The sequence below is a fragment of the Rummeliibacillus sp. GQ308 genome (genome assembly GCF_059759115.1).
The window spans coordinates 795,404-810,961 of the sequence record NZ_JCAXDQ010000001.1 but is presented as its reverse complement, the minus strand read 5'-3'; the positions used below and the strand labels follow the sequence as shown (position 1 = coordinate 810,961).

17 protein-coding genes are annotated in these 15,558 nt (G+C 39.8%); 1 reads left to right on the top strand and 16 read right to left on the bottom strand.

All coding sequences use genetic code 11. The annotated features are described in order from the left end of the window. The 11 genes from rnc to AC6CHJ_RS03780 form a co-directional block, all read right to left on the bottom strand. A complete protein-coding gene (gene rnc, locus AC6CHJ_RS03830; RefSeq protein ID WP_147194185.1) occupies positions 1–762 on the bottom strand; it encodes a ribonuclease III in 762 nt (253 codons plus the stop codon). A 281-nt stretch (positions 763–1,043) separates the two neighbouring features. Next, positions 1,044–1,289, bottom strand: coding sequence for an acyl carrier protein (locus AC6CHJ_RS03825; protein ID WP_304621408.1), 246 nt, complete (start codon positions 1,287–1,289; stop codon positions 1,044–1,046). 48 nt (positions 1,290–1,337) lie between these two features. Then, positions 1,338–2,084, bottom strand: a complete 747-nt coding sequence (gene fabG, locus AC6CHJ_RS03820) for a 3-oxoacyl-[acyl-carrier-protein] reductase (protein ID WP_498287335.1) — start codon at positions 2,082–2,084, stop codon at positions 1,338–1,340. A gap of 2 nt (positions 2,085–2,086) precedes the next feature. Further along, complete coding sequence (gene fabD, locus AC6CHJ_RS03815; RefSeq protein WP_147194189.1) at positions 2,087–3,025, bottom strand: ACP S-malonyltransferase; 939 nt, start codon at positions 3,023–3,025, stop codon at positions 2,087–2,089. 25 nt (positions 3,026–3,050) lie between these two features. Further along, positions 3,051–4,037, bottom strand: a complete 987-nt coding sequence (gene plsX, locus AC6CHJ_RS03810) for a phosphate acyltransferase PlsX (protein WP_392994660.1) — start codon at positions 4,035–4,037, stop codon at positions 3,051–3,053. Next, on the bottom strand, positions 4,034–4,609 hold the full coding sequence (gene fapR / locus AC6CHJ_RS03805) for a transcription factor FapR (RefSeq protein ID WP_066785334.1): 576 nt from the start codon (positions 4,607–4,609) through the stop codon (positions 4,034–4,036). The genes plsX and fapR overlap by 4 nt, the downstream gene beginning before the upstream one ends. A gap of 103 nt (positions 4,610–4,712) precedes the next feature. Further along, positions 4,713–6,758, bottom strand: coding sequence for an ATP-dependent DNA helicase RecG (gene recG, locus AC6CHJ_RS03800; RefSeq protein ID WP_498287333.1), 2,046 nt, complete (start codon positions 6,756–6,758; stop codon positions 4,713–4,715). Further along, complete coding sequence (gene sdaAA, locus AC6CHJ_RS03795; protein ID WP_147194197.1) at positions 6,751–7,647, bottom strand: L-serine ammonia-lyase, iron-sulfur-dependent, subunit alpha; 897 nt, start codon at positions 7,645–7,647, stop codon at positions 6,751–6,753. The genes recG and sdaAA overlap by 8 nt, the downstream gene beginning before the upstream one ends. A gap of 12 nt (positions 7,648–7,659) precedes the next feature. Beyond that, positions 7,660–8,322 (bottom strand): L-serine ammonia-lyase, iron-sulfur-dependent subunit beta, encoded by a 663-nt coding sequence (sdaAB, locus tag AC6CHJ_RS03790; protein ID WP_066785328.1) that lies wholly within the window; start codon positions 8,320–8,322, stop codon positions 7,660–7,662. A 259-nt stretch (positions 8,323–8,581) separates the two neighbouring features. After that, a complete protein-coding gene (locus AC6CHJ_RS03785; protein ID WP_498287331.1) occupies positions 8,582–10,246 on the bottom strand; it encodes a DAK2 domain-containing protein in 1,665 nt (554 codons plus the stop codon). 19 nt (positions 10,247–10,265) lie between these two features. Continuing rightward, positions 10,266–10,628, bottom strand: a complete 363-nt coding sequence (locus tag AC6CHJ_RS03780; protein ID WP_066785323.1) for an Asp23/Gls24 family envelope stress response protein — start codon at positions 10,626–10,628, stop codon at positions 10,266–10,268. 346 nt (positions 10,629–10,974) lie between these two features. Here AC6CHJ_RS03780 and rpmB point away from each other — a divergent pair, with 346 nt between their 5' ends. Beyond that, positions 10,975–11,163 carry a 50S ribosomal protein L28 gene (gene rpmB, locus AC6CHJ_RS03775; RefSeq protein WP_066785320.1) on the top strand — a complete coding sequence of 63 codons (189 nt, stop codon included), beginning with the start codon at positions 10,975–10,977 and terminating at the stop codon, positions 11,161–11,163. 30 nt (positions 11,164–11,193) lie between these two features. Here the strand turns inward: rpmB and spoVM are convergent, their stop codons facing one another. Genes spoVM through pknB form a run of 5 tightly spaced genes read right to left on the bottom strand, consistent with a single transcriptional unit; the run spans position 11,194 to position 15,557 of the window. After that, complete coding sequence (gene spoVM, locus AC6CHJ_RS03770; protein WP_223823519.1) at positions 11,194–11,340, bottom strand: stage V sporulation protein SpoVM; 147 nt, start codon at positions 11,338–11,340, stop codon at positions 11,194–11,196. A gap of 4 nt (positions 11,341–11,344) precedes the next feature. After that, complete coding sequence (locus AC6CHJ_RS03765; protein ID WP_498287329.1) at positions 11,345–12,007, bottom strand: thiamine diphosphokinase; 663 nt, start codon at positions 12,005–12,007, stop codon at positions 11,345–11,347. Continuing rightward, on the bottom strand, positions 12,004–12,669 hold the full coding sequence (gene rpe / locus AC6CHJ_RS03760) for a ribulose-phosphate 3-epimerase (protein ID WP_498287327.1): 666 nt from the start codon (positions 12,667–12,669) through the stop codon (positions 12,004–12,006). Before rpe ends, AC6CHJ_RS03765 begins: the two co-directional genes overlap by 4 nt. A gap of 2 nt (positions 12,670–12,671) precedes the next feature. Then, a complete protein-coding gene (gene rsgA / locus AC6CHJ_RS03755) occupies positions 12,672–13,553 on the bottom strand; it encodes a ribosome small subunit-dependent GTPase A (RefSeq protein ID WP_498287325.1) in 882 nt (293 codons plus the stop codon). Between the two features lie 39 nt (positions 13,554–13,592). Further along, a complete protein-coding gene (gene pknB, locus AC6CHJ_RS03750; protein WP_498287323.1) occupies positions 13,593–15,557 on the bottom strand; it encodes a Stk1 family PASTA domain-containing Ser/Thr kinase in 1,965 nt (654 codons plus the stop codon). Position 15,558: the final 1 nt, after the last annotated feature.

Here is a 15,558-nt window from a genome sequence, read left to right as displayed (position 1 = left end):
TTAACCCTCCTGATCGTTCGCTAACTGGGCTTTAAATGCACGTATAGCATGTTCAGCAGCTTTTTGTTCTGCTTCTTTTTTTGATTTGCCATGACCAACGCCAAGCTCTTTGTCATTCAACAAAACTTTTGACTCAAATGTACGATTATGTGCAGGACCGTTTTCTTTTATAATCTCGTATTGCACGGTACCTGAGTTATTTTGTTGAATTAATTCTTGCAATTGGCTTTTGAAATCCATCACATGTGAAAAAGCACCGAGCTCCACTTTAGGGAACACAACTTTGTCTAAAAATGTTACAACTGTTTCTAATCCTTGATCTAAATATAATGCGCCTACGAAAGCTTCAAAGCAATCTGCTAGCAATGCTGGGCGTTCTCGGCCCCCTGTGATCTCTTCTCCTTTACCCAACAGTACAAATTCGCCAAAATTTAATTCATTGGCAAACATAACAAGTGAAGATTCACAAACTATAGCTGCACGTAATTTCGTCAGCTCACCCTCACTCATTTTTGGGAATTTTAGAAATAAAAATTTAGAAACAGTTAGCTCTAGCACGGCGTCTCCTAAAAATTCAAGGCGTTCGTTATCTTCAAACAGCTTTCTACGATGCTCATTTACAAATGATGAATGTGTAAATGCGTTATACAATAAATTCGCATTCTCAAAATGCACGTCTAATTGTTTTTGTAATTGAGCAAATTTTAAACGTGATTGTTCAGAAATTGCTCCATTTTTCTGTGAGAGTCCCTGTATTTTCATTTTTTATCAACCTTCTTATTTTCCATTTCATACACCTCTATTTTACCTTTTTCTTTTCTAATCTGCAAAGTATTATAGGAAAGCTGCGCTGAGTTGATTCTCCACTAGCAATGTTATTCCGGCAGTGATTAGCAATCAGTAGTCCCTCATCTTGTCATAGGTTTCCTTACAAATCAAGGCATGTACTTCGCTGCTGAATAATCCTAGATAAAAATATAACTTCCCCTGCAAGAATACTGCAAGGGAAGTTTCAAGTATAGTATGTGTTTAAAAACTTAAAATTAGCCTAATTTGCTTTCGATAAAGCTTACTGCATCGCCTACAGTGCCGATTTTTTCAGCGTCCTCATCATCAATTTGCATATCAAACTCTTCTTCAAATTCCATTACTAACTCAACTACGTCTAGTGAATCCGCACCTAGATCGTCGCGGAAAGAAGCTTCTGGCTTCACTTCGCTTTCATCAACACCTAGACGGTCAACTACTACTTTAGTTACACGTTCAATTACTGTTGCCAAATTGTTCACCTCCCCTCAATGATTATACAAAAAACATCAAATTATTAATAGTTAAAGTTACATGACCATTCCGCCATCTACATGCAAAGTTTGACCAGTCATATAGCTTGCATCATCGGACGCCAAGAATGCAACCACTTTCGCTACATCTTCTGGATTACCTAGCTTAGCTAACGGAATTTGACCAAGCATTTGTTCTTTAATATCCTCAGGCAATTCTTCTGTCATCTCTGTGTCAATAAAACCAGGCGCTACAGCATTGACATAAATATTACGTGCAGCCAATTCTTTAGCCGAAGTCTTAGTCAGACCTATAACGCCAGCTTTTGCAGCAACATAATTTGCTTGTCCTGCATTGCCGGAAACACCAACGATAGAGGCGATATTGACAATACGACCAGCACGTTGTTTCATCATTTGGCGAGAAACAGCCTTAGTGCAAAGGAAGACGCCTTTTAAATTGGTATTCATTACGGCATCCCAATCGTCTTCTTTCATGCGCATAAGTAAATTGTCGCGCGTAATGCCTGCATTATTAACTAGTATGTCGATTCTTCCAAATGCATCAATGGTTTCTTTCATAAGAGCTGAAACATCGTCACTATTGGCCACATTGGCTTGTACTGCTATAGCTGTACCACCATTTTCTTGGATATCATTCGCTACCGCTTCTGCTTTCTCTTTGCTACCGCTATAGTTGACAACTACTTTTGCTCCAAGTTTTGCTAGATATAGGGCAATCGAACGTCCAATGCCTCTTGAGGCTCCAGTGACAATTGCAACTTGATCTGTTAAATTAGCCATTTCTACCACTCCTTCGCAGCTTCTACAACTTGCTCTAACGTTGCCAAGTCATATACACAGTATGTTTTCACTTTGCGATCAACCTTTTTAATAAGACCACTTAATACCTTGCCAGGTCCGCATTCAATAAAGACATCTACACCTGCCTCTAGTAATGTGCGTACAGAATCTTCCCACAGAACAGGACTGTATAGTTGTTCTACTAACAATGATTGAATGTCTTGCTTCTTCGTTACAGGTTGTGCAGTGACATTAGCAATGACAGGGATTTTTGCATCTTGCATTTCGATGCTTGCCAACATTTCTTTCAATTCACCTGATGCCGGGCGCATTAATTCGGAATGGAACGGACCACTCACTACTAACGGAATAGCACGTTTCGCACCTGCTTCTTTCGCTTTCAAAGAAGCTTCTTCCACGCCTTTAGCTGTTCCAGAAATCACGATTTGTCCTGGGCAGTTTAAATTTGCTAACTGCACTAACTCACCATTTCGTGAGACTTCATCTGTTACTTCTTTTAACGCTGACCGATCAAGACCTAAAATGGCCGCCATAGCCCCTTCTCCAGCGGGTACAGCCTCATTCATGTATACGCCGCGTTTATGTACTGCTTGCACACCATCTTTAAATGACATCACATCAGAAGTCACTAAGGCCGCATATTCACCTAAGCTATGGCCTGCTGTATAAGAGGGATGTATGCCTTCTTTTTTCAATAGATCAGCAATCATAACGCCAGTTGTTAATAATGCAGGCTGAGCATGATATGTTAATGTGAGATCTTCTTTTGGGCCTTCTAGCATTAGTTTGGATAGCTCGAAACCTAATAATTGGTCGGCTTGCTTATAATAATTTTCAGACTCGTTGTCTGCAAGGAATTCTTGTCCCATTCCTACAACTTGAGAGCCTTGTCCTGGAAAAACAAAAGCAACTTTCACCATATTTTTCTCCCCTTGTCTTTCATTTTTAATCGTTTGTTGTTATTGTTTCATCAATTGTTTTACTAACGTTATATTCAACCATTTGACGAGCTTGACGTATCGCGCTCGCGAATGCTTGTGCATTAGATGACCCATGAGCTTTTATGACAGGTGCTTTAAGGCCAAATAATGCAGCACCCCCATATTCGGTGTAATCCATTTTGCTCTTTAAGTCTTTTAATTTATCTTTCATTAGCAATGCTGCTACTTTTGTTTTCGCGGAAGCCATAAACGCTTCTTTCAGCATACTAAAGACATTGCCAGCTGTACCTTCAATAGTTTTTAAAACCATATTACCTGTAAATCCATCTGTTACTACTACATCTGCTGCATGATTAAGCAATTCACGCGCTTCTACGTTGCCAATGAAGTTGACTGGTGCTTCTTTTAACAGAGGGAACGCATGCTTAGCCAGATCATTACCTTTTTTATCCTCTGTACCAATGTTCAATAAACCAACTGTTGGATTTTCAATGCCTCTCACTTTTTTGGCATAGATGCTACCCATTATTGCGTACTGTACAAGGTTTTCAGGTTTTGCATCAGCATTGGACCCTAGATCGAGCATATCAAAACCACTACCGTCAAGCGTTGGCAATGTTGTAGATAAAGCAGGACGGTCTATGCCATCAATACGATGTACAATAAATAATCCCGCAGCCATCAATGCACCGGTGTTACCGGCAGAAATGCAAGCATCTGCTTCCCCATCCGTAACTGCTTGTGCCATTTTAACCATGGAAGCATCTTTTTTGCGGCGTACTGCTCTTACAGGTTCATCCGTACCTTCAATGATGTCTTCACAATGGATTACCTTCAGACGAGGATGTTCCTTTAGATACGGCTGCATCTTCTCTTGATGGCCATATAGTAAAACCTCTAAATCCTGTGACGATTCAAGCGCCTGAAATACGCCTTCTATTATCGCTTTAGGCGCGTGATCTCCGCCCATGCCGTCTACGGCTAACTTCATTTATGTTCACTGCCTTTCGTGCGGTACATTTCAAATTCCCCAGTAAAAACTGTGTTTCCATCAACTGTTGATGTTACTGTCACAAACGTTCGTTTTCGTTCTTTGTCATTGCTTGTGACCACAGCTTTTGAAATAACGCGTTGCCCTGCTTTTACCGGCTTTAAAAAATATATATCAGAATGTGCGGTGAGAGCTAAATCATCATCAATCACGGCAACAGCCAATGAATTGGCTTGCGCGAATAAATGATGCCCCCTTGCAATGCGGTTCCGTTGAAATACGTGTTCTTCTCCCACATCAAAAATCGATAGGGCTCTTTCATCTAATTCAATATCAATGATGTCGCCGACAACTTCATCGATCGGCAGGGACTTTACTTCACTTTCAAAATTGTTTGCTGCGACATCTTTAATCCGTTCGCGCAATTCAGGGATAGACAACTCCATACGATCCAATCTTATTGTTTGAACGCTTACATGAAACTTTGAGGCTAGCTGTTCATCTGTGATGAAAGGGTTGTCTGTTATGGTTTGCTGCAATAATAATTGTCGTTCTTTCTTGGAGTACTTCATATTATTCTTCGTCGCCCCTTAATATTAGCACTTGGTACTAATATCAGTATATAAATATAAAAAAAAGAATGCAAGTGTTGTTTTCACTCCACCTTGCATCCTTTTAATCAATTCTCTCTCCATCTAGCGCTCCAGACACCCGTAGACGCTCTCGCAACGGGCCATATTCATCATCTTGCCAAAAATCAGTAGAATTAATTAGTTGTATTGCATCTTGCCGCGCAGTCTCTAATGCTCTGTAGTCGTGGACTAAATCCGCCATCTTAAATTCTGGTAAACCGCTTTGTTTTTTTCCAAAGAAATCGCCAGGACCACGAAGTTCTAAATCTTTTTCTGCCAATTGGAAGCCATCATTCGTTTCTGTCATTGAATGCATTCGAACTTTTCCTTCCTCACTTTTAGGATCGGCAATTAATACACAATAAGACTGAAAATCACTTCGTCCGACACGCCCCCTCAATTGATGAAGTTGAGCTAAACCAAAGCGCTCTGCATCATAAATCACCATAAAAGTGGCGTTCGGGACATTGACTCCAACCTCTACAACTGTCGTTGACACCAATACATCCAGTTCTCCGTCACTATATGCTCGCATGACAGCATCTTTTTCTTGAGCAGGCAATCTGCCATGCATCAAGCCAACCTTATATTTACCATTAAATAAAGTAATTAATTGTTGATACACATCAACTGCATTTTGAACATCTAGTTTGTCGGACTCTTCAATGAGCGGGCAAATCACGTATGCTTGACGGCCTTGAGAGAGCTCTTGCTCCATTTGTAGGAGGACCTGTCCAAATTGTTCATGTTTTACCCAACTGGTTTCAATCTTTTTCCTACCAGCAGGCATTTCATCGATAATGGATACATCCATCTCTCCAAATGCTGTGATTGAAAGAGTACGAGGAATGGGTGTTGCTGTCATGAAAAGAACGTCAGGATTTTCCCCTTTTTCACGTAATATCCTTCTTTGTTCCACACCAAATCTGTGCTGTTCATCTGTAATGACTAAGCCTAATCGTTTGAACATTACATCTGGCTGGATAAGCGCATGGGTCCCTATTAATATATCAACTTCGCCTTGTTTTAATCTCTGTAATAGCTCTTTCCTTGCTTTTTGCTTGATGGAGCCTGACAAGAGAGCAACTTCTACGCCGAACGGCCTTAGCCATTCATCAAGTGAAGCAGCATGCTGTTCAGCTAAAATTTCTGTGGGCGCCATTAGGGCACCCTGAAAGCCTGCTGTGACAGCAGAATAAAGTGCAATAGCTGAAACGACTGTTTTCCCAGACCCAACATCTCCTTGAAGGAGCCTATTCATACGTTCAGGAATCAACAAATCACGAGAGATTTCGTTCACCACTTTTTTCTGCGCCTGAGTCAGTTCGTAAGGCAGCGATTGGATGAATTGACGTACTTTTTTTAAATCATAATGGATCTCTATGCCATGTTCTTGTTGCTTTCTTGTTTTTCTGAGTGCTTGAATTTTCATTTGGAAAAGTAGCAGTTCTTCATAAACAAATCTTCGCCTAGCTTGTTTCGCATGAGCAGCATCTTGCGGAAAATGGACACCTTCCAAAGCATCCGGCAAATCTAGCAATTTATACTCCTTACGTATGCTTGCAGGTAATGTTTCCGGAAGATCCGCTTTGGCATCATCCAATGCCTGCCTCATAAATTGTCTGAACTTTTTCTGTGACAGCTTTCCTTTCAAACTGTAAACTGGTTCGAAATCCGCTTGATCTGTTTTCGGGCCAAATGTAATGTTGCTCACATTAATGACTTGTCTTCCACGATCCCATTTCCCTGTAACTGTCACAACCATGCCCGGCGACAATTTAGTCCGCAAGTAGTTTTGATTAAAAAATACTAGTTTAATTAGGTGGCGACCCACTAAAGCTTGCAGCTGCATTCTAGACTTATTTTTCCCTAGATAAAGTACAGCTGGTTCGCTTTCAATGCGCCCTTCTACAGTAACGCGCTCATTGTGAGGCGTTTCTGCTATATCTTTTAAGCGAAAATCTTCATGGCGATATGGAAATGTCCAAATGAGATTCTCGACTGTTTCAATGCCCATTGCCTGCAATGCTTCAGCAGAAGCTTTACCCACACCTTTCAGCTCTGTTACAGGGCTGAACAGATTAGCCACGTTCTAAAACAGCTCCACCGAAAATTTTTGCTTGTAGCGCTTTGCCGGTTGGTGTAGCAGCTAAACCGCCTTGCGCAGTTTCTTTTAGTGCAGTAGGCATTGTTTGACCAATACGGTACATGGCACCAATGACTTCATCTGTTGGAATTCGGCTAGTAATGCCCGCTAGAGCCATATCTGCAGCAACCATTGCATTGGCTGCACCCATAGCATTACGCTTCACACATGGTACTTCTACAAGTCCTGCAACAGGGTCACAAACAAGGCCGAGCATATTTTTCAAGGAAATAGCGAAAGCATGCGAACTTTGTGCAGGTGTACCGCCAGCCATTTCAACAATCGCTGCTGCTGCCATCGCTGCAGCTGAGCCAACTTCTGCTTGGCAACCGCCCGCTGCACCAGAAATAGAAGCATTATTAGCAACCACAAAACCAAATGCACCTGATGTGAACAAATAGCGTACCATTTGTTCTTTTGTTGGATTTAATTTATTCTTCACAGCAAAAAGCGTACCTGGAACTACGCCTGCAGATCCCGCTGTTGGTGTAGCGCATATTGTCCCCATTGCTGCATTAACTTCATTTGTCGCTACAGCTTTGCTAACAGCATCTAGCAAGATATCCCCTGATAGACCTTTGCCTGATTGAATATAATTTTGCATAAGAACGGCATCCCCACCTGTCAAACCTGTAACAGACTTTACGCCTTTTAAACCCTTCTCAAGTGCTTCTTCCATTACTTTTAAATTATTTTCCATTTGGGCAATAATTTCTTCTCTGCTTCTTTCAGACATTAACATCTCTTGTTCTATCATGATCTCTGAAATAAGCTTATTTTCATTTTCAGCGCGTTCAACTAATTCTCTTACATTATGAAATAAGACTTCCATCTTTTTTTCCTCCTATTTTTTTATGCGTGTCACCTTGGTGATATTTGGTAGAAGTTCGATTTCTTCCATTATAGATTGGTCAATATTTTGATCAATTTCAATGACCATTAACGCCATATTTCCTCTCTCCTTACGAGATACTTCCATATGGCCAATATTAATATCATATTCTGCAAGGCATTTCGCCACATTTGCAATACAGCCTGCACGGTCATTATGCACAACTAAAATAGCAGGCATGCCTCCAGACAATCGAAGCGGGAATCCATTAAGTTCTGTTATCTCAATTGTACCACCACCGATTGAAATACCGACGATTGACATTTCTGTTTCGTCATCTCCTATTACAATCCGGGCTGTATTTGGATGTTCGGTATGATCTGTTTCAGGTATAAATTCAAATTCCAAACCGGCATTCTTTGCGTCTTGGAATGCTGTTTTAATGCGTTCATCGTATGTCTCGTAATCTAGCAATCCACCAATGATCGCTACGTCTGTTCCATGTCCTTTATATGTCTCCGCAAATGAGCCATATAAATGAATCTTTGCCCATTTTGGAAGGCGTCCAAATAAATCTCTTGCAACTCGGCCGATGCGAGCAGCGCCAGCAGTATGAGATGATGATGGTCCAATCATAACAGGACCGATAATATCGAACACAGATGTATATTTCATATCATTTCTCTCCAATTTTTATGAATGTTTTATCCAATATTATTACCGGACGATACCTTCCCATCTAAGCTTAAATGAATAGTTGTCCGTAAGATTCCTTGTTCCTACTAATCTCGCATAAAGAGACATATAACCCCTAGTGCGTTAAGTTTAACTTTATCTCAATTTTACACGAATACTAGCGTTTAACCAAACTTTTTTGTTTCACCATAAGAAAAACAGCTAAGCGATCATCTTAGCTGTTCTTCGTCCTATTTTCTTATTCTACTGAGAAGATATAAGGATATAGCGGCTGTTTGCCGTTATGAACTTCTACTTCTACATCAGGATATTTTTCTTCAATGAAATGTACTAATTCGTCTGCTGTTTCTTTTTGAATGTCTTCACCATAAAGCACGGTTACGATTTCAGATTCCTCATCAATCATATCGCTAAGCAGAAGCTCTGATGCTACTTTCAAAGAAGGGGTTGCTTGAATAATGCTGCCTTCATTAATGGCCATAAAATCATCTTTATGAATTTCAATGCCATCAATTGTCGTATCGCGGACAGCAAAAGTAATTTGTCCAGACTTAACATTCGTACTTGCATTTGCCATATGTTTTTTATTTTCTTCAACTGTTTGGTCAGGATTGAAAGCAAGAACCGCCGCCAAACCTTGTGGAATTGTCTTAGTTGGCACAACTGCTGCCTCAATCTCTAATAGCTCTGCAGCTTGTTCTGCTGCCATGACAATATTTTTGTTATTCGGCAAGATTAACACTTTTTCAGCGCCAACTTTTTTAACAGCATTTACGATATCTTCTGTAGAAGGGTTCATTGTTTGTCCACCTTCTATGACATAGGATGCTCCAATACTTTCAAGAAGTCTTGCCACACCTTCGCCCATTGCCACTGTAACAATCGCATAAGGATGCTTCTTCACTTCTTTTTCTGCCGCTTTTTTTGTATCTCCTTGTGGATGATCTTCACCAACAATAGCTGTATGTTGTAGACGCATATTATCTACTTTTATTTTGACCAAGCTTCCATATTGATGGCCATAGGAGATTACTTCTCCTGGCGTTTCGGAATGCACATGGATTTTTACGACTTCATCATCTGAAATAACAAGTAATGAATCACCGAATTTGCTCATATCATTTCGGAAAGATTCCTCTTCAAATGGTTTCTTTCCTTCTTCAAACCGCACCATGAACTCTGTGCAATAGCCATATACAATCTCTGAAGTGTCCATGAAATCTTGCGCCTTGTGATGCTCTGCGTTGACTAAATCATCAAGTGATTCCACAACGGTAGCAGTAGGAATTTCCTCACCCTTTAATACCGCTGTAAATCCTTCATAAACAAAAACTAAACCTTGTCCACCACTATCTACTACGCCTACTTCTTTTAGAACAGGTAGCATTTCAGGAGTTTGGGCAAGCGCTTCCTTTGCCGCTGTTAACGTTTCTTCCATCACTACACGAATGTCTTGTTCATGTTCAGCGACTTCTACAGCTTTTTCTGCAGCAACGCGCGCAACAGTCAAAATAGTACCTTCTACAGGTTTCATAACAGCTTTATAAGCTGTGTCAACACCATGCTTTAGCGCTTGTGCAAATTTTATGGAATCCAATGTATCTTCTTTTTCTACTGCTTTTCCAAAACCGCGGAATAATTGAGAAAGTATGACGCCGGAATTACCGCGTGCCCCCATCAATAAACCTTTAGATAAGGCTTGTGCTGTATTACCGATGTTTTCTGTTTTATGAGCAGCCGTTTCTTTGGCGCCAGACGTCATCGATAAATTCATATTTGTTCCTGTATCGCCATCTGGCACAGGAAATACATTTAGCGAATCAACATACTCTGCATTTTGAGATAAATGGCGGGAGCCTGCCTCCACCATTTCCGCAAATTTGATCCCGTCTAATGACTTCATAAGTTTTTAGTTCCTCCTCTTACACGTTCGCCACACGAACACCTTGCACGAAAATATTTACAGAATGAACACTCATTCCCAGTGTTTGATCGAGTGTATATTTTACTTTGGATTGGACTTGATATGCAACCTCAGAAATTTTTGTTCCATAACTGATAATGACATACATGTCTATATGTATATCTTCGCCATCTTGGCGAACGATCACGCCTTTTGCAAAATTTTCTTTGCGAAGTATATCTGTTAAACCATCGCGTATTTGATGTTTACTAGCCATGCCGACAATGCCGTAACATTCAATTGCTGCACCCCCTGCAATCTGTGCAACTACATCATTAGAGATATCAATTCGACCGAATTCATTTTTCAATTCTACTGACATAATAACTCCTCCTGATTTTTCGACTATCTCTTATTGTACTATCAATTCTTTGCAAAGGACAACATTATCTAGACTCTTTGCACATTATACAATAGTTTTTTGCATTTGTACTATAAAACTACATTTAACTATAGACAGATAGAAATGAGCAACAGGTAAAGCGATTTTGTTATTTTCAATATTTTTCACAAGAATGTTTAAATGATTTTAAGTGTAAAGGCTTTTTTCTTGAAAGAGGGTCAAAATCAGTTGCAATGGCGAAAAGTGTGTGTTAAATTATTAAAGTATGTGAAATACCGAAGTGAAATCATAAATTTTTCAACTTCTTTATGAGGAGGGAATTAATATGCCAAAAAAATGTGTGATTACTGGACGTAAAGCAGTATCTGGTAACAATCGTTCTCACGCAATGAACGCTAACAAACGTACTTGGGGAGCTAACCTACAAAAAGTTCGTATCTTAGTAGACGGTAAACCGAAACGTGTATGGGTTTCAGCTCGTGCACTTAAATCAGGTAAAGTTGAACGCGTTTAATTTTAACATTAAAACGCCAAGTTGATTTTCTCAACTTGGCGTTTTTTCTTTCCCTTTTTTCTTTTTCGAGGCTGTTGCTGTTTTTTTAGGCCCTGCCGAATCATTAGATACCATTTGCAAACAAAAACGCGCAAAGTTACTCACTACTTTTGGTAATTGAAATGTGTATACTTTCAACTGGTCACTCCTTATCATCTGTACTTCTTATCATTAAACATATGCCATGTGTGAAAGAAATAGACGCATATTCACCCACTATTTCGTTACTCGTAAAACGAGTCGTCCCTAAATCAATGATTTCATCCGTTGTTTCGTACAGCATGTTTTTCAAAGTAACATTTAAGACATTGCTACCATACGCAAAAAAGGATATATACTTGAAATAGGAATCTGCTACTATCTTATGTTCGCCAGGCTGAAAAAATTGCAAAGAATTCATTTTATTTATAATTTTAAATTCAATAGATGGATGCATTTCTTGTAATCGATAGATCATTCGCATATTTGCCTCAAAATGGTCTAATCTTCCACCTGTTGCTCCAATTAATATAATTTTTTCCGGCTTGTATGCCAAAGCTCTGATAACGGCAAGCTCCGTATCCGTTTCATTTTTCTGCGGTGGATGATGTTCAATGCCTGATACGCGCTCTTGTATCCTAGACCATTCACTCTCTGTAAGCGAATCAAAATCTCCTATAGCCAGGTCTGGCATAATCCCATGATCCATCAATGTTATGCTACCGTGATCGGCTCCAATAAATACCGCATTTTTAAACGAAAGGAGGAAATCGCCTGTAACGATTTCCTCCTTCGGTCCGCCAGCACAAATAACGACAGTTGTCATTTGATCGCTTCTTCTCCTGCTGTTAAAATGCTTTGCAATGCAGCCTTACGGTCTTCTTGTCCGTATATGGCTGAACCAGCAACAAAAATGCTGGCGCCTGCTTGAGCGCAAGGTTTAATCGTTTCTGCATTAATACCGCCGTCAATTTCAATTTCCACATTCAAGTTCTTTTCTTTAATCATACCTGATAATGTTTCAATCTTCGGAACGACAGAATGGATAAACTTTTGTCCGCCAAAACCTGGATTTACTGTCATGAGCAGTACTAAGTCTATGTCTTCTAAGACATGTTGAATGGTTTCAACTGGTGTATGAGGGTTTAATACAACTCCTGGTTTTGCACCAAGTGAACGGATTAGCTGAATCGTGCGATGCAAATGTCTGCATGCTTCCACATGTACAGTAATATAGTCCGCACCTGCTTTTACGAACTCTTCTATATACTGATCAGGATTTTCAATCATTAAGTGAACATCTAATGGCAGATTTGTTACAGGACGCAACGCGTCAACTACAATGGGACCCATCGTGATATTAGGAACAAAATGGCCATCCATAACATCGATATGAATTAATTTAGCTCCTGCTTCTTCTACAGCTTTTACTTCTTCAGCCAATTTTGAAAAATCAGCTGCTAAAATAGATGGTGCGATTTTAATCATTACTAGTACCTCGGCTTTCTGTCCATGATTTCTTGTAAAAATTGCAAATAGTGTTCATAGCGATAACTTTTAATACCGCCAGATTCATACGCCTCTTTCACAGCACATTTTGGCTCTTTTAAATGCAGGCACCCACGAAACTTGCATCGTTCTGATAGTTCATCCAATTCAGGAAAACAACGAGTTAATTCTTCCTTTTCAATCTCATCAAAATCAAAAGAGCTAAATCCCGGAGTATCTGCGATAAGGCCTCCCGCAATCTCAATTAATTCTACATGCCGCGTTGTATGTTTTCCTCGGCCAAGGGCTTCTGAAATGATGCCTGTCTTTAGACCAAGTGCTGGCATGATCGAATTAAGCAGGGTTGATTTTCCAACACCAGATTGTCCAGCTAAAACTGTGGTTTTTCCTTGCAGCAATGGAGCCATTTTACTTAGTAATTCTGGATCTTCTTTATAGGTTTCCAAGATGGTGTAACCTATATTTTTGTAATCCTGCTCATATGATGCTATGTTTTCTTTTTCTTCTATCGATAACAAATCCGTCTTAGTTAGACAGATGATAGGATGGATGTGGAACGATTCCAACACCACTAAGAAACGGTCGAGCAGAAGCGAATTAAATGCCGGTTCTGTCGTTGAGAAAACGAGAATAGCCTGATCTATATTCGCAATCGGCGGACGGACAAGTTCATTTTTCCGGGGATCAATTGCTGTAATTGTGCCATCATTGTTGCCCTCTACCTCATATTCAACGTGATCACCCACAAGCGGCGTAATCCCTTTATTGCGGAAAACGCCTCGTCCGCGGCATTGAATTTGCTTCTCTCCATCCTTCACATAATAAAAACCACTTAATGCTTTTCGTATTTGGCCATTTGGCATACCATACCTCCTAATTCATCTCATTTATGCTATCTAATATTATGACAAATCATCATAAGAAACCGTTTCATCTATAATTACTTTATCATCTCGTATGATTCTGTATCGTGCTTGCTGGCCTTTTTCAACTTCAAATTGCAATCGTTTTTCCTGAGAGGAGAACAATTGAAATTCTTGGTAAACATCATTTATCTTATGCGTTTTATCTTGAATATAGATACGTACTTGTTGCGGCTCGCCTTCACTCTCTTTTTCATAAGGGATGTTCACTGTTTTTACGTATGTTTTTACAGGCTTTTCTTCAGGTCCCTTAGATAAAACTACTTCAATCGTACTACCGACAGCTAACGCTTCACCTGCTGATGGAGATTGTGAAATTACTTGACCCTTAGGAACATCATCTGAGTATTTTTCGCTGCCAATATGAATGTGGAATCCAGAGCTTTTAGCATAGGTATTAAGAGCCTCTTCGTCATAGCCAACGAGATTTGAAACATGTTCTTGTTCCTGCCCTTTGCTGACAATCAGTTTAATGGACGTATCACCTGGCACCACTTTCTTGCCTTCATCAATCGATTGCTTGATAATGATACCTTCCGTTTCGTCTGAATAGTCCTCCTCAACCTCAACATCTTTAAAACCTTGTCTTTCCAGAAGGTCCTTCACTTGGTCAATGTCTTTTCCCGTATAGTTTGAGATCTCCACTTTTTTGGGCCCTTTACTAATGACAAGATCAATTTTCGTTCCTTTTGCTCTTTCATTGTCTGGACCTGGGGAGGTCATAATAATATGGTTTCGTTTCACATCGTCCGAATTTTGCTTTGTTTTTTCACCGATTTCGAAACCTGCATTTTTCAAATTGGTAATTGCCTCATCTGTCTGTTGTTTGGAAACATCAGGAATTGGATATCTTTTTTCATTGAACAGATCTGGAAAGATAAACAATAATGACAGTAGAATAAGCACAAGTGCAATGAGCAATCCGCTGAGAATCAACCATTTTCTTTTCTTCTTTTTCTGCTTCTTTTTAATTGGTTGTGCTGGTTCTTCTATCGCCTTGTCTCTGATAGGCATTGCCATTGTTTTTTGCAAATCTTTTTCTTCAACAGGTTCTTTAATGATTGGAATAACTTTTGTCATATCATGATCAATTGGAGTCTGAAATTTCGCTTCATGGCTTCTTTCATCAGAAAGGACTGTTTCTAAATCTTCCGCCATCTCCCACACTGATTGGTAACGGTGCACAGGGTCTTTGGCAGTTGCTTTTAAAACCACGTTTTCTAAACTTTGAGGAATCCCCGGCACAATTGCCCGTACAGAAGGTGTTTCGGTTTGCAAATGTTTTAAAGCAATTGAGACCGCTGATTCTCCGGAAAATGGCAATTGACCTGTCAATAATTCATATAACAGGATTCCTAAAGAATAGATGTCCGATTTCTTAGTAGCTGTACCACCTCTTGCCTGCTCTGGTGATAAATAATGAACAGTTCCTAAAACTGAATTGGTACGTGTAAAAGAAGTATCTTCTAAAGCCATTGCAATACCAAAGTCTGTAATCTTCACATTACCTTCTTCATCCATCAAAATATTTTGTGGTTTGATATCTCGGTGGATAATTTGGTTTTGATGGGCATGAGCAATTGCTGAAGTTAATTGTTTCATGATTTGGACGCTTTTCGCTGCAGCTAACGGGGCATATTTTTGTATGTATTGTTTCAGTGTTTGCCCCTTCACATATTCCATTACCAGATAGTGCATATTGCCGTCCTCGCCAACATCATAAATGCTCACAATGTTCGGATGAGTAAGGCTAGTAGCAGAGAGCGCCTCTCTTTGAAACCGTCTTTGCATTTCCTGTTCATCATTAAAATTATAATGCAGTATTTTAATAGCAACATCTCGGTCAAGAATCATATCATGAGCCAAGTAGACATTCGACATGCCTCCGCCGCCTATTACTTCTAAGATTTTATAGCGGCCGCTAATTCTTTTTCCAGCTAGCATG